This is a genomic window from Curvibacter sp. Hmag1.1 (assembly GCF_059769165.1).
In genome coordinates, this window is the sequence record NZ_JBMBGX010000002.1 from 2,842,419 (window position 1) to 2,862,021 (window position 19,603).

Annotated in this window: 21 protein-coding genes and 1 tRNA gene; 14 read left to right on the top strand and 8 right to left on the bottom strand. The window is 54.7% G+C overall.

Annotated elements, in window-relative coordinates; genetic code table 11:
* Positions 1–21: 21 nt before the first annotated feature.
* Positions 22–807 (top strand): twin-arginine translocase subunit TatC, encoded by a 786-nt coding sequence (gene tatC, locus ACOAP0_RS14150; protein ID WP_498376914.1) that lies wholly within the window; start codon positions 22–24, stop codon positions 805–807.
* Between the two features lie 33 nt (positions 808–840).
* Here tatC and ACOAP0_RS14155 read toward each other — a convergent pair whose 3' ends face one another.
* The gene (locus tag ACOAP0_RS14155; RefSeq protein ID WP_087496513.1) at positions 841–1,983 is read right to left on the bottom strand and encodes a S1C family serine protease; all 1,143 of its coding nucleotides are present in this window, start codon (positions 1,981–1,983) and stop codon (positions 841–843) included.
* 479 nt (positions 1,984–2,462) lie between these two features.
* Here ACOAP0_RS14155 and ACOAP0_RS14160 point away from each other — a divergent pair, with 479 nt between their 5' ends.
* Together ACOAP0_RS14160 and pdxA are read left to right on the top strand one after the other, a co-directional pair.
* A complete protein-coding gene (locus ACOAP0_RS14160; protein ID WP_498391440.1) occupies positions 2,463–3,218 on the top strand; it encodes a Nif3-like dinuclear metal center hexameric protein in 756 nt (251 codons plus the stop codon).
* A complete protein-coding gene (pdxA, locus tag ACOAP0_RS14165) occupies positions 3,215–4,261 on the top strand; it encodes a 4-hydroxythreonine-4-phosphate dehydrogenase PdxA (protein WP_498376916.1) in 1,047 nt (348 codons plus the stop codon). Before ACOAP0_RS14160 ends, pdxA begins: the two co-directional genes overlap by 4 nt.
* A gap of 72 nt (positions 4,262–4,333) precedes the next feature.
* On the opposite strand, the gene mscL is transcribed toward pdxA, so the two are convergent.
* Positions 4,334–4,768 carry a large conductance mechanosensitive channel protein MscL gene (gene mscL, locus ACOAP0_RS14170; RefSeq protein WP_481874213.1) on the bottom strand — a complete coding sequence of 145 codons (435 nt, stop codon included), beginning with the start codon at positions 4,766–4,768 and terminating at the stop codon, positions 4,334–4,336.
* A gap of 153 nt (positions 4,769–4,921) precedes the next feature.
* Between mscL and petA the strand changes: the two genes are divergently transcribed.
* From petA to ACOAP0_RS14200, 6 genes are all read left to right on the top strand, one after another.
* On the top strand, positions 4,922–5,536 hold the full coding sequence (gene petA / locus ACOAP0_RS14175; protein WP_087496518.1) for a ubiquinol-cytochrome c reductase iron-sulfur subunit: 615 nt from the start codon (positions 4,922–4,924) through the stop codon (positions 5,534–5,536).
* 10 nt (positions 5,537–5,546) lie between these two features.
* The gene (locus ACOAP0_RS14180) at positions 5,547–6,962 is read left to right on the top strand and encodes a cytochrome b (RefSeq protein ID WP_087496519.1); all 1,416 of its coding nucleotides are present in this window, start codon (positions 5,547–5,549) and stop codon (positions 6,960–6,962) included.
* A gap of 18 nt (positions 6,963–6,980) precedes the next feature.
* Positions 6,981–7,736, top strand: coding sequence for a cytochrome c1 (locus tag ACOAP0_RS14185; RefSeq protein WP_087496520.1), 756 nt, complete (start codon positions 6,981–6,983; stop codon positions 7,734–7,736).
* A 102-nt stretch (positions 7,737–7,838) separates the two neighbouring features.
* Positions 7,839–8,450: a glutathione S-transferase N-terminal domain-containing protein gene (locus tag ACOAP0_RS14190; protein WP_087496521.1), complete on the top strand. Its 612-nt coding sequence runs from the start codon at positions 7,839–7,841 to the stop codon at positions 8,448–8,450.
* 17 nt (positions 8,451–8,467) lie between these two features.
* Positions 8,468–8,956 (top strand): ClpXP protease specificity-enhancing factor, encoded by a 489-nt coding sequence (locus tag ACOAP0_RS14195; RefSeq protein ID WP_498377784.1) that lies wholly within the window; start codon positions 8,468–8,470, stop codon positions 8,954–8,956.
* Positions 8,957–9,003: 47 nt separating this feature from the next.
* Positions 9,004–9,079, top strand: a tRNA-Thr gene (locus tag ACOAP0_RS14200).
* 12 nt (positions 9,080–9,091) lie between these two features.
* Here the strand turns inward: ACOAP0_RS14200 and ACOAP0_RS14205 are convergent.
* Positions 9,092–9,412, bottom strand: a complete 321-nt coding sequence (locus tag ACOAP0_RS14205) for a hypothetical protein (RefSeq protein WP_481874214.1) — start codon at positions 9,410–9,412, stop codon at positions 9,092–9,094.
* Between the two features lie 31 nt (positions 9,413–9,443).
* Between ACOAP0_RS14205 and ACOAP0_RS14210 the strand changes: the two genes are divergently transcribed.
* From ACOAP0_RS14210 to ACOAP0_RS14230, 5 genes are all read left to right on the top strand, one after another.
* Positions 9,444–10,400 carry a M23 family metallopeptidase gene (locus tag ACOAP0_RS14210; protein ID WP_498376917.1) on the top strand — a complete coding sequence of 319 codons (957 nt, stop codon included), beginning with the start codon at positions 9,444–9,446 and terminating at the stop codon, positions 10,398–10,400.
* Between the two features lie 142 nt (positions 10,401–10,542).
* Positions 10,543–13,296 (top strand): preprotein translocase subunit SecA, encoded by a 2,754-nt coding sequence (gene secA / locus ACOAP0_RS14215; protein ID WP_498376918.1) that lies wholly within the window; start codon positions 10,543–10,545, stop codon positions 13,294–13,296.
* Between the two features lie 10 nt (positions 13,297–13,306).
* A complete protein-coding gene (gene argJ / locus ACOAP0_RS14220) occupies positions 13,307–14,533 on the top strand; it encodes a bifunctional glutamate N-acetyltransferase/amino-acid acetyltransferase ArgJ (protein WP_498376919.1) in 1,227 nt (408 codons plus the stop codon).
* A gap of 11 nt (positions 14,534–14,544) precedes the next feature.
* Entirely contained in the window at positions 14,545–15,420 is an 876-nt protein-coding gene (locus ACOAP0_RS14225; protein WP_498376920.1) for an ATP-binding protein, read from the top strand.
* Positions 15,417–15,920 (top strand): NUDIX domain-containing protein, encoded by a 504-nt coding sequence (locus ACOAP0_RS14230; protein WP_498376922.1) that lies wholly within the window; start codon positions 15,417–15,419, stop codon positions 15,918–15,920. Before ACOAP0_RS14225 ends, ACOAP0_RS14230 begins: the two co-directional genes overlap by 4 nt.
* Before the next feature lies 1 nt (position 15,921).
* Here ACOAP0_RS14230 and ACOAP0_RS14235 read toward each other — a convergent pair whose 3' ends face one another.
* Genes ACOAP0_RS14235 through ACOAP0_RS14255 form a run of 5 tightly spaced genes read right to left on the bottom strand, consistent with a single transcriptional unit; the run spans position 15,922 to position 19,603 of the window.
* A complete protein-coding gene (locus ACOAP0_RS14235) occupies positions 15,922–16,119 on the bottom strand; it encodes a DNA gyrase inhibitor YacG (protein ID WP_498377785.1) in 198 nt (65 codons plus the stop codon).
* 30 nt (positions 16,120–16,149) lie between these two features.
* On the bottom strand, positions 16,150–16,905 hold the full coding sequence (gene zapD / locus ACOAP0_RS14240) for a cell division protein ZapD (protein WP_481874221.1): 756 nt from the start codon (positions 16,903–16,905) through the stop codon (positions 16,150–16,152).
* Positions 16,906–16,927: 22 nt separating this feature from the next.
* Positions 16,928–17,536, bottom strand: a complete 609-nt coding sequence (gene coaE, locus ACOAP0_RS14245; RefSeq protein WP_498376923.1) for a dephospho-CoA kinase — start codon at positions 17,534–17,536, stop codon at positions 16,928–16,930.
* A gap of 4 nt (positions 17,537–17,540) precedes the next feature.
* Positions 17,541–18,386: a prepilin peptidase gene (locus tag ACOAP0_RS14250; protein WP_498377786.1), complete on the bottom strand. Its 846-nt coding sequence runs from the start codon at positions 18,384–18,386 to the stop codon at positions 17,541–17,543.
* Complete coding sequence (locus ACOAP0_RS14255; protein ID WP_498376925.1) at positions 18,386–19,603, bottom strand: type II secretion system F family protein; 1,218 nt, start codon at positions 19,601–19,603, stop codon at positions 18,386–18,388. The genes ACOAP0_RS14250 and ACOAP0_RS14255 overlap by 1 nt, the downstream gene beginning before the upstream one ends.

The following is a 19,603-nucleotide window of genomic DNA, read 5'->3' on the forward strand; positions in this document are numbered from 1 at the left end:
GCGGCGCCCAACTTTTCTCCCATGTCCACTGAAAATCAACCGCAAGACGAGCTTGCAGGCACCGAGCAGCCTTTCGTCCAGCATTTGATGGAGCTCCGCGACCGTCTGGTCAAAGCCCTGATTGCGGTGGGCGTTGCGTTAGCCCTCTTGGCTTTGTACCCCGGGCCTGCGGCACTCTATGACATTCTCGCACAGCCGCTGGTTGCCACTCTGCCCGCGGGTGGCAAACTGATTGCGACGTCGGTGATCTCCCCGTTTCTGGTACCGCTGAAGATCATGCTGATGACAGCATTTTTGCTGGCGTTGCCGGTAGTCCTCTGGCAGCTCTGGGCTTTTGTGGCTCCGGGTTTGTACAGCCATGAAAAGAAGTTGGTCTTGCCTTTGGTGATATCCAGCACTTTGTTGTTTTTCGTGGGTGTCGCGTTCTGTTATTTCTTCGTTTTCGGGCAGGTCTTCAAGTTCATTCAAAGTTTTGCGCCCAAGAGCATCTCAGCAACTCCGGATATCGAGTACTACCTCGACTTCGTACTATCGATGTTCTTGGCATTCGGCCTGGCCTTCGAGGTGCCTGTTGTCGTGGTGGTACTGGCACGCATGGGCTTGGTGAGCATCGAAAAGCTCAAGGCTTTCCGCAGCTACTTCATTGTGTTGGCGTTTGTAGTGGCGGCCATCGTGACGCCGCCGGATGTGGTGTCTCAGCTGGCACTGGCCATCCCGATGTGCATCTTGTACGAAATCGGTATCTGGGCAGCGCAGGTGTTTATCAAACACACTCAGGCACCCGAAGAGACGAGCTCCACGACGTAGGCCAAAAGCCCCCGGAATCGGGGGCTTTTTTGTTTAGCGCTTCTGCGCTTTGGGTTTGGGGCGGACGCCGGGTGTGAGTTTGAGTTTCAAGGTCTCGTCTTTGCGTTGGACCACAAAGCTCGCCTCCGTGCCTGGCTTCAACGAAGATACCAAAGACAGCAGTTGGGTTACGTCCGGCACCGGCTTCCCGGCAATGCTCACGATGACATCGCCAGGGCGAATGCCTGCTTGCGCGGCCGGGCCGTTCTGCAATACGCCGGTGATGATGACCCCTTCTTTGGTTTTGACATCAAAGGTCTCAGCCAACTCGGCTGACAGGTCGTTGGGCTCCACACCGATCCAGCCACGGGTGACTTTGCCGTCTTTCACAATGTCTTCGAGCACTTGCTTGGCGGTAGCGACCGGAATGGCAAAGCCAATGCCCATGCTGCCGCCTGAGCGCGAATAAATGGCCGTGTTGATACCCAGCAAATTGCCGTTGGTGTCTACCAATGCGCCGCCGGAGTTGCCGGGGTTGATGGCAGCGTCTGTTTGTATAAAGTTTTCAAAGGTGTTGATGCCGAGTTGGTTGCGGCCCAGCGCACTGACGATGCCACTGGTCACGGTCTGGCCGACACCGAAGGGGTTCCCGATGGCGAGCACTTGGTCACCTACCTGCAAGGAGTCAGAGTTGCCCAGCACGATGGTGGGCAGTTTGTCCATTTCCACTTTCAGCACGGCAAGATCGCTGTCCGGGTCAGTACCGATGACCTTGGCGGGTGCCTTACGTCCGTCATTGAAGAACACCTGAATCTCGTCGGCCTCTTCGATTACGTGGTTGTTGGTCAGGATGTAGCCCTCAGGGCTGACGATGACGCCGCTGCCCAGTCCTCCCTGTGGTTCGTCACCCTGGTCGCCATAGAAGAAGCGGAACCACGGATCGTTGGCGTTGGGGTTCTTGACGGCCGCTTTGCTGGTGTTGATGCTCACTACGGCCGAGGAGGCTTTTTGTGCAGCGGCGCGAAGGCTGCCGGGAGGAATTTCGCCTGCTGCCGGTGCGGGTGTCTCAAAGAGGGAAATGGCCCCCCGTGCTCCGCTGCCGTGGCCGATCCACTGCGGTTTTAAGGTGGCCACCACAAAGTAGGCTGCCAACAGCACCGTGCAGGTTTGGGAAAACAGCAACCAAAGTCTTTTCATGCAATCACTCAGCAATGGGCACACAACAGTGCGTGCTTTGCGCAAATTGTAGGCTGCTAAGCTTTGCGTCTACCCTGATCTATGGCGAAACCCCGCAGCATCATCTTTATCCAGCCTGAGGCCCCCGCCAAGCCGGCATGGGGTACGGTCTGCAATGGATGCGGCGTTTGCTGTCTGGCGGAACCCTGCCCTGTGGGGATGGTGTTGAGCAGGCGTCGAACGGGAGCGTGCGAAGCGCTTCTTTGGGTGGAAGAAGAGCGTGTTTACCGCTGTGGCGCGTTGACCGAGCCTCAACACATTTTGGGTGATTTCTTGCCGCGGTGGATGCAGTTTGCAAAGAAACCATTGGCTGCTTTGCTGCGAAAGCTCGCGCCCCGTTGGATATCGGCCGGCTCGGGGTGTGACAGCACGCTGGAAGTGGCGAGCCCGTCTGGGACAATCCAGCCGAACAAAACGGAGACGAACAAGTCCGCCAACTCATGATTGAACGCCACGCATTTCTCCAATCCCTTCAGACGCTGCTGCTGCCCGAGCGTTTCAAAGACTATTGCCATAACGGACTGCAGGTTGAGGGACGAGCAGACATTCGACACCTGGTTTCCGGCGTCACGGCGAGCGAGGCGTTGATTCAGGCAGCCATAGACTGCGGCGCAGATGCCATCCTGGTGCACCATGGTTTGTTCTGGAAAGGCTTCGACGGCCAGGTGAGTGGCTGGATGCGTAAGCGTCTTTCTTTGCTGCTTTCTCATGACATCAATTTGTTCGCCTACCACCTGCCGCTGGATGCACATCCGGAGCTGGGCAACAACGCACAATTGGGGCGGCTTCTCGGACTGCAATCACACGCCAGCTTCGGCGAGCAATCGCTGGGGCTCTTGGGGAGTTCGTCCTCCGGCGCGTGGGAGTCAGACGCCGCACTGGCGCAGCACGTGGAAGCAGTCCTGGATCGGCCCGTAACCTTGGTGTCTGGCCGGCGAGGCCCCGTGAGCCTGGTGGGCTGGTGCACCGGAGGGGCGCAAGGCTACTTTGAACCCGCCATTGCAGCCGGGGCGCAGGTATTCATTACCGGGGAAATTTCTGAACCCCAAGCCCACTATGCACGCGAATGCGGTGTGTCTTACATCGCCTGCGGGCACCACGCCAGTGAGCGCTACGGAGCACCAGCTGTGGCGTCCAAAATGGCGGCGGATTTCGGAATCCGTCACACCTTTATCGATATTCCGAACCCCGCATGAAATCGCACACTATTGCCGTAACCATGGGCGATGCTGCGGGCATAGGCCCTGAAATCATTGCCAAGGCTTTCCGCGAGGAGCCTGAAGTCCTGCGCGCCTGTTTTGTTGCCGGGGATGTGCAGGCCATGCGGCGGGCCGCGCAGCAGGTGGCCGCCGGACAAGTCCAACTTCCAGTCTTACAAATCAGCTTTCCTGAGGAGGGGCAGCTTGCGCCCCCGCAATGCATTCCCGTGCTGCAGATCGGCGATGCGTTGGCGCCGGTTGCCATGGGGCAAGTGCAGGCTTGCGCCGGAGAATTTGCCGGGCGCTGCGTTACTTGGGCGGCTGATGCGGTCTTAAAAGGCGAGATTGCCGCCTTGGTCACTGCGCCGATTCACAAAGAAGCCCTGAGTGCGGCGGGTAAGCCATACGACAACTACCCTGGACATACCGAGCTTTTGCAGGCGCGGGCGGCGACAGCCCGTGGCGTACCCATCGCAGAAATGCCGGTGCGAATGATGTTAGCCAACGAGGCTTTGCGGACCGTACTCGTCAGCATCCATGTGTCGTTGCGGGATGCCTTGGATGCAGTGACGTTTGACAATGTGCTGGAAACCATACGCATTACTCGCATAGCCTTGCGGAATGTGCTGGGGCGCGAGCCGCGTATCGCGGTGGCCGGGCTGAATCCGCATGCGGGGGAGGGTGGCTTGTTCGGCCGGGAAGAGATTGAGACGATCTCGCCTGCGATCGCAGCGGCACGTGTAGAGGGGGCTGATGTCCACGGGCCCATCGCGCCGGATACCGTATTCATGCGTGCACGCCACGCTGATGATCATCCCGGTGAGTTTGACGTGGTCGTGGCGATGTACCACGACCAAGGATTGATCCCTGTGAAATACATGGGCGTAGAACAGGGTGTGAATGTGACCCTAGGCTTGCCGCTGGTCCGTACCAGTCCGGACCACGGCACAGCGTTTGACATTGCCGGCCGAGGGCTCGCCAGTGCGGAAAGCTTGATCGAGGCAGTTCGCATGGCCAAGCGCCTCGCAAATTTGACTTAAATTGGCTTCCAGCGCCTATGGATAATGCGCAAGCAGCTCCTAAATTTATAGCGGCTGCCTGGTGGTTCCGAGTTACTTTTTCAGGCTATCGCGGATCTCGCGGAGCAACAGCACGTCCTCCGGAGTCACCACGGGTGCGGGTTCTGCTACCGGCGCGGGAGCTTCCTTCTTCAGGCGGTTGATCTGCTTGATCATCAGGAAGATGATGAACGCCAGAATGGCAAAGTTCACGGCAACGGTGATAAAGCTGCCATAAGCGAAGACAGGAACGCCGGCTTTCTTGAGCGCATCCAGTGTTGTTCCTGTGCCGGGCGGTACGCTACCGAGTATCAAAAACAGGTTTGAGAAGTCCAGTTTGCCGACCACTGCGCCGACCAGGGGCATGATGAGGTCGCCAACTACAGAGTCGACGATCTTTCCGAAAGCGCCGCCGATGATCACACCCACAGCCAAGTCGACCACGTTGCCTTTGATGGCGAACTCTTTGAATTCTTGCAACATACCCATGGAAGCGGACTCCTCAAATTGTTAAAACCGGAAGTATCCCCGAAAACGGGGTCATACGACCCGTGGCGCCAAGTACTGGCTGCGTTGAATAACCCTACAGCTCTCAGCTACAATTCCGGTCTACCCTACTAGCGATGTTCATTGAGGATTCTCATGAGTGAAACACTTGTCGACAGCAAAAAGATCGACTCCAGCAAACGGACTTGGTTGATAGCCTCCGGTTGCGCTGGTGCAGTAGGCGGTGTAGCCACCGCCATTCCCTTCGTGAGTACATTTCAGCCCTCGGAGCGCGCGAAAGCGGCTGGTGCTGCAGTGGAAGTGGACATTGCAGGGCTTAAGCCCGGTGAAAAAATTACCGTTGAATGGCGCGGCAAGCCGGTTTGGATTGTTCGCCGTACCCCTGAGCAGGTTGCCGCACTGCCTGGCAACGATGCCTTGTTGGCAGACCCTAAGTCTGAGCGCAAGCCCTCAGAATTGACTCCTGAATACGCACGCAACGAAGGCCGCTCCATCAAGCCGGAGTTCTTCGTGGCGGTGGGTATCTGCTCCCATTTGGGATGTTCTCCCTCGGACAAGTTCCAGACTGGGGCTCAGCCTTCTTTGCCGGATAACTGGGCAGGTGGCTTTTTGTGCCCTTGCCACGGTTCCACGTTCGATATGGCCGGTCGCGTGTTCAAAAACAAGCCTGCACCAGACAACCTCGAAGTGCCGCCGCACATGTTCCTGTCCGACAGCAAGTTGCTGATCGGTGAAGACAAGAAAGCCTGAGGATTAAGACATGGCCCGTGAATTCAAGGACATTTCCCCGAACGCGTCTGCCGGCGAAAAGGTGACCAACTGGTTTGAGAACCGGTTCCCCACTGCTTTCGACGCCTACAAGGTGCACATGTCGGAGTACTACGCTCCGAAGAACTTTAACTTCTGGTACATCTTCGGCTCACTGGCACTCCTAGTGCTGGTGATCCAGATCGTTACGGGCATCTTCTTGGTGATGCACTACAAGCCGGATGCGAATCTGGCTTTCGGTTCTGTGGAATACATCATGCGCGATGTTCCGTGGGGCTGGCTGATCCGATACATGCACTCCACAGGGGCATCCGCTTTCTTCGTTGTGGTGTACCTGCACATGTTCCGTGGCTTGATCTACGGAAGCTACCGCAAGCCCCGTGAATTGGTTTGGATCTTCGGTTGCGCAATTTTCTTGTGCCTGATGGCAGAAGCTTTCATGGGCTACCTGTTGCCCTGGGGCCAAATGTCGTACTGGGGTGCTCAAGTGATTGTGAACTTGTTCGCTGCAGTGCCATTGGTCGGACCTGACTTGGCTTTGTTGATTCGCGGTGATTTCGTGGTCGGTGATGCCACCCTGAACCGCTTCTTCAGTTTCCACGTGATCGCTGTCCCCTTGGTTTTGTTGGGCTTGGTGGTCGCGCACTTGTTGGCTCTGCATGATGTTGGATCCAACAATCCGGATGGCGTAGAGATCAAGGGTCCCAACGCTCCCCGCGACGCCCAAGGGCACCCTCTGGATGGCGTTCCATTCCATCCCTACTACACCGTGCATGACATTTTTGCTGTCAGCATGTTCCTGATGGTCTTCACAGCCATCATCTTTTTCGCGCCTGAATTCGGTGGCTACTTCTTGGAATACAACAACTTTATTCCAGCTGACCCCCTGAAGACCCCAGCGCACATTGCGCCGGTCTGGTACTTCACGCCCTTCTACTCCATGCTTCGTGCGATCACCAGTGAAATGATGTACGCACTGATTGCGTGCGTGATCGGTGCGGCGGCCTTTGGTGTGATCAAAGCCAAGCTGCCCAACATATTCAAGGGTGCAATCGTCGGCGCTGCTGTGGTGGTCTCCGTCGCCATGCTGTCTATCGACGCCAAGTTCTGGGGTGTCGTGGTGATGGGTGGTGCAGTGGTTATCCTGTTCTTCTTGCCTTGGCTCGACAACAGCCCAGTCAAGTCGATCCGGTATCGCCCTGATTGGCATAAGTACCTGTATGGCATCTTCGTGATCAATTTTGTTGTTCTCGCTTATCTGGGCGTGCAACCACCTTCCCCGATCGGTGAACGCGTCTCGCAAGTGGGCACCTTGTTCTACTTCGGCTTTTTCTTGTTGATGCCTTGGTGGAGCACGATTGGCGAGAGCAAGCAAGTGCCTTCCCGCGTGACATTTGCAGCTCATTGAGCGCCGGAGAAACAATTTATGAAAAAAATTATTCTGTCTTTGGCATTGGTTCTGGGAGTGGTTTCCGGAGTCCACGCCAGTAGCGGCGGGATCGCCTGGGACAAGGCGCCCTCCAAGACCAATGACTTGGCTTCCTTGCAAAATGGCGCCAAAGTGTTTGTGAACTACTGCTTGAATTGCCACTCCGCTGCATTCATGCGCTTCAACCGGTTGAAAGACATCGGGCTCACAGATCAACAGATCAAAGACAACCTGTTGTTCACTACCGAAAAAGTGGGTGAAACCATGAAGGCGGCGATTGATCCTCGCCAAGCCAAAGAGTGGTTTGGAGCGAACCCGCCCGATTTGACCGTGATTGCACGCTCACGTGCAGGTGCGGGTGGTACCGGTGCTGATTACCTCTACACCTATTTGCGCACTTATTACGCAGATGACACCAAGGCAACCGGTTGGAACAACCTGGCGTTCCCGAATGTGGGTATGCCACATGTGCTCTGGGAGTTGCAGGGCAAGCGTGTTCCAATCTACGAAACAGTAGAAAATCACGGCCATGAGGAGCACGTGTTCAAGGGTTGGCAGCAAGTCACACCCGGCACTATGACACCTGCTCAGTACGACCAAACCATTGGTGATTTGGTCAACTACTTGCAGTGGATGGCAGAACCTGCGCAAAACACCCGTGTTCGCGTTGGGGTATGGGTCCTATTGTTCTTGTCGGTTTTGACCTTGTTTGCATGGCGTTTGAATGCCGCGTTCTGGAAGGACGTGAAGTAAATCTTCCGGCTGTCGTGCCGTCCTAGCCGGCGGACAGCGACAGGTTCAGAGTGGGTCCGCTGACGCGTCCCACTCTTTTTCATTTTTTAGGAGTCTCTCGCCATGATGGTGCTGTATTCAGGAACAACCTGCCCTTTTTCTCATCGTTGCCGTTTTGTCTTGTTTGAGAAAGGCATGGACTTTGAGATCCGTGATGTGGACCTTTACAACAAGCCTGAAGACATCAGTGTGATGAATCCCTATGGGCAAGTCCCCATTTTGGTCGAACGCGATTTGATCTTGTATGAGTCCAACATCATCAATGAATACATTGATGAGCGATTCCCCCATCCACAGTTGATGCCCGGTGACCCCGTTGACCGGGCCCGTGTACGCCTGTTCTTGTTGAATTTTGAGAAAGAGCTTTTCGTGCACGTCAACACCTTGGAGGCTCGCGCTTCCAAGGGCAATGAAAAGGCGTTGGAAAAGGCGCGCGCGCACATCCGTGATCGCCTCACCCAGTTGGCGCCTGTGTTTTTGAAGAACAAGTACATGCTTGGCGAGAACTTCTCGATGTTGGATGTGGCTATCGCCCCCTTGTTGTGGCGTCTTGACTACTACGGTATCGATCTGAGCAAGAATGCGGCTCCTTTGTTGAAGTATGCGGAGCGGATCTTCTCTCGCCCTGCGTACATTGAAGCACTGACTCCATCTGAAAAGGTGATGCGCAAGTAAGCGCTTTGGCTCTTATGATGGACTCCATGGATACCCCTTCGACACGGCCTTATCTCATTCGGGCGCTCTATGAGTGGTGCACGGATAACGGTTTTACGCCATTTATCGCGGTCCAAGTCGATGAGACGGTGCGGGTTCCCATGGAGTTTGTCAAAGATGGCGAAATCGTGCTCAATGTCAGCTTTGATGCAACCAGTGCCTTGAAGCTTGGGAATGATTACATTGAGTTCAAGGGTCGGTTTGGGGGCGTTGCGAGGGACATCCTGGTTCCAGTAACTCGGGTTTTGGCCATTTATGCCCGTGAAAATGGGCAAGGTATGGCCTTTCCCGTCAGTTCTGTGATGAGGCAAGAATCACAGTCGAAGCCAGTCGACGCGGAGGGCGAGCGTGCTGCGCCACCTGTACTAGCTTCCGTAGAAGCAGGTATAGCAGAGGATGATGGAACACCCACGCCTCCTAAGCCGGCCTCGCCAGCCGGTCGACCGGCTTTAACGCGAATTAAATAAGCGTAGTTTCCAGAACTTGCTTTTGGCTGAGGTACAATCCAGCCCGTGCCGGTTTAGCTCAGTTGGTAGAGCAACCGCCTTGTAAGCGGTAGGTCATCAGTTCGAATCCGATAACCGGCACCATTCCTCTTCTCGTTATCTCCCCAGCGATGACGACGACATTTGTACCTTCAAGCGGATTGAGGTAACCTCCCAGCCTTTGGATCGCAGGTGCGCTTGTAATGCAGGCATGAGTTGCCGCAACTTGGCTGCAACTGCATTGTTTTCCAGTATCAGGCACCATACTGTTCCGTCAATCGGCCCGGCCTTGATGCTGCCGAGCAAGGATTTGGGAATCAAGCCTTGGATACTTTTCAGTCGCGCCGATGATTCGTCTGCCAAACCCGCCAAGTGGGCCAAGGTTGGCGATTCATGAGCGGCCTGCAGTGCGGTCACGGAACGATGGTTTCTGATCATGACGGCAATCTAAAAACAAAGGAACGGTTGGATGCAAGTGATTATCACGGATGCCTGGATGGCCAGAACGCGAGCCTTCCACCTGAGCGGCGTCAAGTTGCTGCTGTCGCTATTTCTGCTCTCTCTCTGCTTGATGTTGACTTCGGCGGGACTGTATCACTGGGTGTTCATGAAAGGTGCCCGTGAGGGCTGGCCGATTATTGGTTCCTTAGTTCGACTGGTTGTGAAAGATGAATTCGCACAACGGGATCGATACGTGAAGGAGAATATTGAGGTCTTGGCCAAGCGCTTGGGTGAGATGCAGGCAAAAATGCTGCAGTTAGAGTCTCTAGGCGAGCGCGTGTCGGGCTTGGCAGGCATCAGCCCGGCAGATATTGCCATCAAGCCTGGTCAAGGTGGTGCTCTTGTCAGTGGCCGCGATCTCACGATCCAAGAACTGGACGCTACGCTCACAGCGCTCGATGGGCTGGCAAGTCAGCGGACCGATGTGATGACTGTGATTGAGTCCCGACTGTTCGAGCAAAAAATCAAGAAAATGATGGTGCCCACCCAAATTCCTGTGCCCGATGCCAATTTGGGTTCGACATTCGGTTGGCGCATCGATCCCATTACGGGGCGTTCTGCGTTGCATACCGGTTTGGATTTTCCGGCCACCCCTGGAACACCGATCTATGCTGCCGCAGGTGGAATGGTGGTTACCCAAGAGTTCCACCCCCAATACGGGAATATGCTGGAAGTGGATCATGGCAACAACTTGATCACGCGATATGCCCATGCGTCCAAGATCCTGGTCAAGAAGGGTGATCTGATCAAGCGTGGGCAAAGAATCGCTGAAGTAGGCAACACAGGCAGGTCCACCGGACCTCATCTCCATTTTGAGGTTCTGGTTCAGGGCGTGCCGCAGGATCCTCAAAAATTTCTGAGCGCCGGCAGAGGCCTCGCTGCATCGCAAGTTGCCGGTTCGAAGACTGTCGCAACGCAACGCTAAAATGGTGGATTAAGCTCGATTGGAATGAGTGTCTTTGGCAGAGACTTGACTTCCGGAATCGCGCCACCAAATCAAATCGATTAGTAAAAGGACTGCGCTGATTACAAAGCCCATGGTGGGCTTTCGACTCAGGCTTGCATTGATGGCCATTAACATCCTCACCAAAATATTTGGCAGTCGCAACGACCGCTTGCTTAAGCAATATCGTGCTGTCGTAGCCCGTATCAATGCACTTGAATCGCAGTTTGAAACACTGACCGATGACGGACTCAGAGCGAAAACTCAGGAGTTCAAAGAACGCGTAGCGAAAGGGGAGACGCTGGATGCGATCCTTCCGGAAGCTTTTGCGGTTGTTCGCGAAGGCTCCAAGCGCATCATGAAAATGCGCCACTTTGATGTCCAGATGCTTGGCGGCATGGCGCTGCATTACGGGAAAATTTCCGAAATGCGTACCGGAGAAGGCAAGACGCTTACAGCGACATTGCCGGTTTATCTGAACGCACTAAGTGGCAAGGGTGTTCACGTTGTTACGGTAAACGACTATCTCGCAAGTCGCGATGCCCGTTGGATGGGGCGCCTGTACAACTTCTTGGGTCTGTCGGTGGGTATCAATTTGCCGCAGGCCCCGCGCGAAGAAAAGCAGCAAGCCTACGCGTCAGACATCACCTACGGTACCAATAACGAATACGGCTTCGACTACCTGCGCGACAACATGGTCTATGAAGCGGGTGATCGCGTGCAACGCGGGCTGAACTTCGCGATCGTTGATGAAGTGGACTCCATCCTGATTGATGAGGCGCGCACGCCATTGATCATTAGCGGGCAAGCGGAAGACCACACGGATCTGTACATTGCCATCAACAAGGCGATCCCCCGGTTGGTGAAGCAAGAGGGTGAAGCTGACCCGATCACGGGACAAGGCATTACCAAGCCTGGCGACTTCACTTTGGACGAAAAGAGCCATCAGGTCTTTTTGACTGAGCAAGGACATGAGGCTGCGGAAGCCATTTTTGCTGAGCTCGGCTTGATTCCAGCCGGGTCTTCGTTATATGACCCCGCGAACATTACGCTGATGCATCACTTGTATGCAGCACTGCGAGCCAATCACCTGTATCACCGTGACCAGCATTACGTAGTGCAAAACGGTGAAATCGTCATTGTGGATGAGTTCACCGGGCGTTTGATGTCCGGCCGGCGTTGGAGCGATGGTTTGCACCAAGCGGTTGAGGCTAAAGAAGGTGTCCAGATCCAGGCAGAAAACCAGACACTGGCTTCCATTACTTTCCAGAATTACTTCCGGCTTTACAACAAGCTGGCCGGTATGACAGGTACAGCTGACACCGAAGCCTATGAATTCCAAGAGATATACGGGCTTGAAACGGTGGTCATTCCACCGAACCGGATCAGCCGTCGTGAAGACCAGTTGGACCGCGTGTACAAAACGACCCGCGAAAAGTACGAAGCTGCAATCAAAGATATCCGGGAATGTTACGAGCGCGGCCAGCCCGTCTTGGTTGGAACTACGTCCATCGAAAACTCAGAAATCATTGCGCAGTTGTTGGAAAAAGAAAAGCTCCCACACCAGGTGCTTAACGCCAAGCAGCATGCTCGTGAGGCCGATATCGTGGCGCAGGCAGGCCGAGCCAAAATGATCACGATTGCCACCAACATGGCAGGTCGGGGCACCGACATTGTGTTGGGCGGCAACATGGACAAGGCCATCGAAGCGGTGGAAGCTGACGAATCTCTCGATGCAGCAGCGAAACAAGCAAAGATTACGGAACTGCGCGCTCAATGGCAGAAGGATCATGAAGCCATCAAGGCACTGGGCGGTCTGCGTATCATTGCGACGGAGCGCCATGAGTCCCGCCGTATTGATAACCAACTGCGTGGCCGCTCCGGGCGTCAGGGAGATCCGGGCTCTTCGCGTTTTTATCTGAGTCTTGACGACTCACTGATGCGTATATTTGCGGGCGATCGCGTCAAGTCCATCATGGACCGATTGAAGATGCCGGAGGGCGAAGCCATTGAGGCTGGTATCGTGACGCGCAGCATTGAAAGCGCCCAGCGCAAGGTTGAGGCGCGCAACTTTGACATGCGCAAACAATTGCTGGAGTACGACGATGTATCCAATGACCAGCGCAAAGTCATTTATCAGCAGCGCAACGCCATTCTGGATGCGCAGGACCTTACTGCTCAAATAGCGGGACTGCGTGAGGGCGCATTTGAAGACATCGTCCGTCAATACGTGCCGGTCGAGTCGGTCGAGGAACAGTGGGACGTTCCTGCACTGCAGAAGGCTTTGGTCGATGATTGGCAGTTGGAGTTGGATCTGCAAAAGCAAGTCACGGACGCCAGCTCCATCACGGATGAAGAAATTGTTGCATCTGTCACCACGGCTGCAAATGCCGCGTTTGATGCAAAAGTTGAGTTGGTCGGAAAAGACAACTTCACCCAGTTCGAACGCATGGTGTTGTTGCAAAGCATTGATACCCATTGGCGTGATCACCTGAGTGCTTTGGATTACTTGCGTCAAGGCATTCACTTGCGTGGTTATGCCCAAAAGCAGCCTAAGCAGGAATACAAGCGCGAGGCTTTCGAGTTGTTCGGGCAGTTGTTGGACTCTGTGAAGAACGACGTCACCAAGATCTTGATGACGGTCAAAATTCAATCCAGCGAACAGTTGGAGCAGGCTGCCGATGCCATTGAGACACGTGGCGAAAGCATTTCGAATGTGACGTACACCGCACCAACTGAAAGTGGTGAGGTAGAGACTACTGTTGACCCCAGCACTGTTCAGGCGTCTGCATCAGATGTGCCGCGGGTCGGACGTAACGATCCTTGCCCATGCGGCAGCGGTAAGAAGTACAAGCAGTGCCACGGCAAACTTATCTGAGGCTCATGTCATGCCAGTAAATCTTCCATTGCCTGTTGCCGCTGACCTTTTGGCAATCCCCGGTGTCCGCATCGGTGTGACTGAGGCCGGTGTCCGCAAAGCAGGCAGAAAAGACCTGACGGTGATGCTGTTGGATGAAGGCTGCAGCGTGGGCGGTGTGTTTACCACCAATCGCTTTTGCGCAGCGCCAGTCCAAGTCTGTCGTGAGCATCTTGGCTTGTCTGCTGCACGTGCTGTCTTGATCAATACCGGAAACGCCAATGCAGGTACCGGTGCAGATGGATTGGCGCGCGCAAAGCAAAGCTGTGTGGCCCTGGCAGCCAAACTCGGCATTCAAGCGGAACAGGTGTTACCGTTTTCGACCGGTGTGATCATGGAGCAGCTTCCGGTAGACCGCATTGTGGCGGGGATGGATGCCGCTATTGCCGACGTTCAGGCGGATCACTGGTTGAAGGCCGCCGAAGGCATCATGACCACGGATACCCAGCCAAAAGCGTTCAGTGCTACTGCGGAAGTGGATGGTCATCAGGTTTCGGTAACTGGCATCAGCAAGGGTGCGGGAATGATCCGTCCCAATATGGCCACTATGTTGGGCTTCATAGCCACCGATGCCTGTATTGATCAGTCGGTGATGAATGCTTTGGCACGGGAACTGGCGGAAGGATCATTCAATCGCGTCACGGTTGATGGTGACACATCGACCAATGACTCTTTGCTCGTCATCGCGACCAACAAGGTTGGGAACACCCCTGTCACTGATTTGAATACGCCCGCCGCCAGTGCGCTGAAAACTGCGCTCCTGGAGGTGGCCCGCAAGCTGGCACAAGCGATTGTGCGAGACGGTGAGGGCGCCACCAAGTTTATTTCCGTACAAGTCGAGGGCGGTCGATCAGAGGCCGAATGCCGATTGGCCGCGTATGCGATAGCGCATTCTCCTTTGGTGAAGACCGCATTCTTTGCCAGTGACCCGAACCTGGGTCGCATTCTTGCGGCAGTGGGCTATGCCGGAATCGAGGATCTGGATCAGAGTCTGATCGAGCTCTTTCTGGATGATGTTCATGTCGTGACCCGCGGGGGGCGGAACCCGGCGTATCGCGAAGAAGATGGTCAGCGTGTCATGAAGCAGAGCGAAATTACCGTGCGTGTCGGATTGGGCCGGGGTGATGCCGCCCAGACCGTTTGGACCTGTGATTTGAGCCACGATTACGTCACGATCAACGCGGATTACCGGTCTTGACGGGGAGCGCCATGACCGATACCTTGGAGCGGTTTTTTGCACGTGCTGAGCTCTTTATGGAGCGTGTAGAGGCTTCTTTACCCCACACATTGACAGCGCCGGACTGGACTGCCTCTATCGCGTTTCGATACCGTCGCCGCACTTCTGGCCAAGGCATCATCAGCCCGGTGGCTCACGTGGGCGCCATGAGTCTCGAGTCGCTTCGTGAAATTGACGATCAGAAGGAAAAAATTTATCGCAACACCGCTCAATTTGTCGGCGGTGGCACGGCGAATAATGTGTTGCTCACTGGTGCACGTGGGACCGGAAAATCCTCGTTGATACGTGCTTGCTTGCATACGTTTGCACCAAAAGGCTTGCGACTGATTGAAGTCGACAAAGCGGATTTGATCGACTTGCAGGACATCATTGAGCTCATCGCTTCGCGCCCTGAAAAGTTCATCGTTTTTTGCGATGACCTCAGCTTTGACGACGGCGAACCTGGCTATAAGGCTTTGAAGTCCGTGCTCGATGGATCGGTGGCAGCCTCCACTCCCAATGTGCTGATATACGCGACCAGTAATCGTCGCCACTTGCTTCCTGAATATATGTCTGAAAACCAGACCTATAAGCACACCGAAGACGGTGAAGTGCACCCCGGTGAAGGTGTTGAAGAGAAAATCTCCCTTTCTGAGCGATTCGGGTTGTGGGTCAGCTTCTACCCTTTCAGCCAGGACGAGTATTTGTCCATCGTCGACCAATGGCTGGGAAGCCTGGGGTTTGGTTCAGAACAGATTGCCGCTGCGAGGTCTGAAGCATTGCTGTGGGCCTTGGAGCGAGGTGCTCGCAGTGGCCGCGTTGCCTACCAGTTTGCCCGCGACTTTGCGGGCAGAGCCGACTTGCCATGAGTCAGCCTTTGGTTGCCGACCCACTGATGGCGCGTGAAGGCGGGGTCAATCGCAAGGTGGTGGAGGTGGCAGTGGGCGTTCTCATGCTGCCCGATGGGGCTTTCCTTTTGACTTCGCGCCCCGAGGGTAAGGCCTATGCAGGTTATTGGGAGTTCCCGGGTGGCAAAGTTGAGTCGGGCGAGTCGATTGAGCAGGCCTTGCGTCGGGAGCTTCAAGAGGAGATAGGGGTCACGATTGCAAGTGCAACTCCCTGGCGCGTGGAGCTGGTGGACTATCCACATGCCTTGGTGCGACTTCACTTTTGCAAAGTGCTCGAATGGAGCGGCGAGCTCGAAATGCGTGAGGGGCAGGCCTATTCCTGGCAACAATTACCCGTGCAGGTCGATCCAGTGTTGCCGGGAACGATCCCCGTATTGGACTGGTTTGCACAAGAGCGTGACTTTGTTGATGCTACTATTTTTGTAGCTGCCGGCGCGGATTCATCGGGCGCTACGGCCTGATTTATTGCATTTTTGGATCGCCGAAAGCTACGTCTTCCGGGGGGGCTTCCGTAGGTACGCGAAATGCCTCACTAGCCCAAGCGCCCAGATCAAGATTTTTGCAGCGGTCGCTGCAAAAGGGGCGGTATAGGTTGGATGGAGCAAAAACACTGTCTCCGCCACATCCGGGGCACCGGACGATTTTTTCAGTCGCGGCCATCTTCTTTTTTGGTTGAAGCAAGCTCTGCCCTCACGAGCACAGTGTGAGCTCGAAGGCAGTGTCTTGGCCGCATGCGTGCAAGCGGTCATCCGCGTCGTGTCGCATCAGGCGAATAGACACCATCAGCCTGTTGCCGCTGATTTCAGGAATGACTTGCAGTTCAGGATCGAGTGCCAAACGCAGTAACTGAAACGTACGGCCCTGTGGCAAATTCTGCTGAAACTGTCCGCCCACCGCCATCACTTTCTGGGGTGCACCGGAATCTCTTAGCATCTTGAGCAGAAGGTGAATGGATTCAGCCAACGGAGCCAAGGTGGCTGCCCAGCGCTGGAGATCTTGCTGACGCGACTCCGCACTCCGGTGTTGCCAAGCGTAGTAAGCTGGCAAATCAAATTCACAGGTGCCTCCGGGTATACCTACCCGGCTTCGGATACTCATCAACCAGTCGTTTTCGGTCAGCGATTGCCCGGCTTTCCCCGTGAGTGCATTCAGCGCACTAAAGCAGCCATCCAACTGGGCAATCACTTTGTCCAAAACTGCCTCGGAAATGGCCGGATTGCCGCGATATCCGTTCAGAGCTTGCTTTTGTTTATCAAGGTCTTTGAGGACGTCGGATTTCAAATCCGCTCGCGCGCCCACATCCATCACTTCAAAAATGGTGGTTAGCGCGTAATGGTGATCTAGGGGCGAAGCGCGGCCCATCAACTCAGCCAAACGGAGAAACAAATGCTCCAAACGCAAATAGGTGCGAATGCGTTCGTTGAAGGGGTATTCGTAGAGGATCACGCTGTTTTTTCCGGACGTCGGATCATAGCCCGAACTGCACACTTATTTGCTGCGTCAGAGTCTCAAGTTGACTCAAAGTGATCCCATCATTGAAGATCACAAAGTCTGCACCTTTGAGGCGCTTCGTTCGCATGGCCTGAGCCGCCAATACGGCGCGGACCTCGGTTTCAGATAGTCCATTGCGCCGGCGCACGCGATCAATTTGCGTGTCTTCGGTGCAGTCCACCACAACAATCGTGTCGAGGCTTTGGCGCCAATGACTGGACTCCATGAGCAGTGGGATGTCGTACACCACGCAAGGTGCCGAGTTTGCATCTGCTTTCAGTGCCTCCTGCTCAATCGATGCTTTGACCAGTGGGTGAACGATGGCTTCCAAGCGCTTTCGTGCATCCGGGTTCTGAAATGCCAATTCCCGCATTTTTACCCTGTCCAAGGCACCATCGTGACCGATGACCTGCGGGCCAAAAGCTTGAGTCAATTCGGGTATCGCAGCCCCTCCAGTTGAGGTGGTACTGCGCGAAATGGCATCCGCGTCGATGAGGTAAGCGCCGCGTTGGGTCAAAAAGCGAGCCACGGTACTTTTTCCGCTGCCCATGCCTCCTGTGAGTCCGACGCGTATGCCCTTCGACATGAGCTTATAGATTCACCAAACTGCGTAGGGTTTGCGGACCCAATATCAAAGCAGTAAATCCTGCGCCGGCAAGAAATGGCCCGAAGGGGATGTAACCACCTTCTCGGAGTCCGGAGGTGAACTTCATGGCGATACCCACGATAGCCCCAATGACAGAGGCCATCAAAATCATGGGGATCAGTACTGGCCACCCAAACCAAGCGCCTAGGGCGGCAAAGAGCTTGAAATCTCCATAGCCCATACCCTCTTTGCCAGTTACCAACTTGAACAACCAATAGATGGACCAAAGGGAAAGATAGCCCGCCACAGCGCCCCACAATGCGGTGCTCAGCCCCACCGGGGTCCACTGTAAGGCTGCAGCCACGAGACCGAGCCACACTAAAGGCAAGGTAATGTCATCAGGCAGCAAAGTGGTGTCCCAATCAATCAATGCCAAGGTCACCAAGCAGGCGCTGAAAACGCACCATGCAATCCCCGCGGGGCTGGCTCCCCACTGCCACGCACAAAAGAAAAAAAGTCCGCCTGTCGCTATCTCTACCAACGGATAACGGATGCTGATCGGTTTTTTACATTTGGAACAACGGCCCCGCAGTGCGATGTAACTGATGACCGGGACGTTTTCGTACCAAGCAATCTCGTGCCCACAGTGAGGGCAGCGTGACCGCGGAACCATCAAATTGAATTTATCGACCTGTGGAGCCTCTTTCCCGGAAAGCTCTGCGCACTCTGCAGCCCACTGTCGTTCCATCATCCTTGGCAAACGATGGATTACCACATTCAAAAAGCTACCGATCAAAAGCCCCAAAACGCCGATAAGGCTTGCGTCCAGCCATTGTGCATCGGGCTGCATCAAGCCACTTGTCCCAGCTTAAAGATGGGCAAGTACATTGAGACCACAATGCCGCCAATGATAGTGCCAAGAACCACAATAATGATGGGTTCCATTAAGCTGGAAATGCCGGCAACCATATCGTCGACCTCGGCTTCGAAAAAGTCAGCGGCCTTTCCTAACATGTGATCAATCGAACCGGACTCCTCTCCAATTGCACACATTTGAAGGACCATGGAGGGAAACAGGTTGGCATTGGTCATTGCGGCGGTTAATGATGTTCCCGTAGAAACCTCCTGCTGAATTTTCTGTGTGGCGTATTGATACACAATGTTTCCCGATGCACCCCCCACAGAGTCCAAAGCTTCAACCAGGGGCACACCGGCGGCAAACATTGTTGATAGCGTTCTTGTCCATCGCGCGACGCAGCTTTTGTCCACCATCACGCCAAATATCGGTAGCTTCAACATCACGCGGTCCATAAAGGCTTGAACTTTTTCATTTCGCCGCCAAGCTTGCATAAAGAAATAAATTCCGCCCCCAATGCCACCAAATATCAGCCACCAGTATTCAATGAAAACCTCACTCAACGCGATAACAAAAAGTGTAGGGGCCGGTAGTTCGCCCCCGAATGAAGTGAACACTTGCTTGAATGAGGGAATCACAAAAATCATGATCACCGATACCACTACAAAGGCAACAACCAAAACGGATATTGGGTACATCAGCGCTGATTTGATTTTTGACTTAATGGCCTCGGTTTTTTCCATGTATACGGCTAGACGATCAAGCAACTGATCCAAAATACCCGCCGACTCACCAGCTTCAACTAAGTTGCAATAGAGGTTATCGAAATACAACGGATACTTCCTGAACGCTGCGCTTAATGATGTCCCCGTCTCAACGTCGGATCGGATGTCACTCAGTAGCTTGGTGACGCTCGGATTAGGGTTGCCACGACCCACAATATCGAACGCTTGCAAAAGTGGAACACCAGCCTTCATCATCGTCGCCAATTGGCGGGTGAAGATCGCCAAATCCTTGGGCTTGATCGACTTGCCCGAGCGCATGCGGCGCTTCTTGATTTTGGTGGGTGTAACGCCTTGACGGCGTAGCATGGATTTGACCTGGTTTTCACCCACGGCACGAGTCTCCCCCCGTACCTGCTTGCCATTCCGGTCTTTGCCTTCCCACTCAAATACTGCGTCTTTAGTGTCCGCAGACTTTGCTGTTGCCAT

Coding starts and splice junctions, on each gene's coding strand:
- tatC (WP_498376914.1), top strand. CDS start 22: ATGTCCACTGAAAATCAACCGCAAGACGAGCTTGCAGGCACCGAGCAG.
- ACOAP0_RS14155 (WP_087496513.1), bottom strand. CDS start 1,983: ATGAAAAGACTTTGGTTGCTGTTTTCCCAAACCTGCACGGTGCTGTTG.
- ACOAP0_RS14160 (WP_498391440.1), top strand. CDS start 2,463: ATGATTGAACGCCACGCATTTCTCCAATCCCTTCAGACGCTGCTGCTG.
- pdxA (WP_498376916.1), top strand. CDS start 3,215: ATGAAATCGCACACTATTGCCGTAACCATGGGCGATGCTGCGGGCATA.
- mscL (WP_481874213.1), bottom strand. CDS start 4,768: ATGGGTATGTTGCAAGAATTCAAAGAGTTCGCCATCAAAGGCAACGTG.
- petA (WP_087496518.1), top strand. CDS start 4,922: ATGAGTGAAACACTTGTCGACAGCAAAAAGATCGACTCCAGCAAACGG.
- ACOAP0_RS14180 (WP_087496519.1), top strand. CDS start 5,547: ATGGCCCGTGAATTCAAGGACATTTCCCCGAACGCGTCTGCCGGCGAA.
- ACOAP0_RS14185 (WP_087496520.1), top strand. CDS start 6,981: ATGAAAAAAATTATTCTGTCTTTGGCATTGGTTCTGGGAGTGGTTTCC.
- ACOAP0_RS14190 (WP_087496521.1), top strand. CDS start 7,839: ATGATGGTGCTGTATTCAGGAACAACCTGCCCTTTTTCTCATCGTTGC.
- ACOAP0_RS14195 (WP_498377784.1), top strand. CDS start 8,468: ATGGACTCCATGGATACCCCTTCGACACGGCCTTATCTCATTCGGGCG.
- ACOAP0_RS14205 (WP_481874214.1), bottom strand. CDS start 9,412: ATGATCAGAAACCATCGTTCCGTGACCGCACTGCAGGCCGCTCATGAA.
- ACOAP0_RS14210 (WP_498376917.1), top strand. CDS start 9,444: ATGCAAGTGATTATCACGGATGCCTGGATGGCCAGAACGCGAGCCTTC.
- secA (WP_498376918.1), top strand. CDS start 10,543: ATGGCCATTAACATCCTCACCAAAATATTTGGCAGTCGCAACGACCGC.
- argJ (WP_498376919.1), top strand. CDS start 13,307: ATGCCAGTAAATCTTCCATTGCCTGTTGCCGCTGACCTTTTGGCAATC.
- ACOAP0_RS14225 (WP_498376920.1), top strand. CDS start 14,545: ATGACCGATACCTTGGAGCGGTTTTTTGCACGTGCTGAGCTCTTTATG.
- ACOAP0_RS14230 (WP_498376922.1), top strand. CDS start 15,417: ATGAGTCAGCCTTTGGTTGCCGACCCACTGATGGCGCGTGAAGGCGGG.
- ACOAP0_RS14235 (WP_498377785.1), bottom strand. CDS start 16,119: ATGGCCGCGACTGAAAAAATCGTCCGGTGCCCCGGATGTGGCGGAGAC.
- coaE (WP_498376923.1), bottom strand. CDS start 17,536: ATGTCGAAGGGCATACGCGTCGGACTCACAGGAGGCATGGGCAGCGGA.
- ACOAP0_RS14250 (WP_498377786.1), bottom strand. CDS start 18,386: ATGCAGCCCGATGCACAATGGCTGGACGCAAGCCTTATCGGCGTTTTG.
- ACOAP0_RS14255 (WP_498376925.1), bottom strand. CDS start 19,603: ATGGCAACAGCAAAGTCTGCGGACACTAAAGACGCAGTATTTGAGTGG.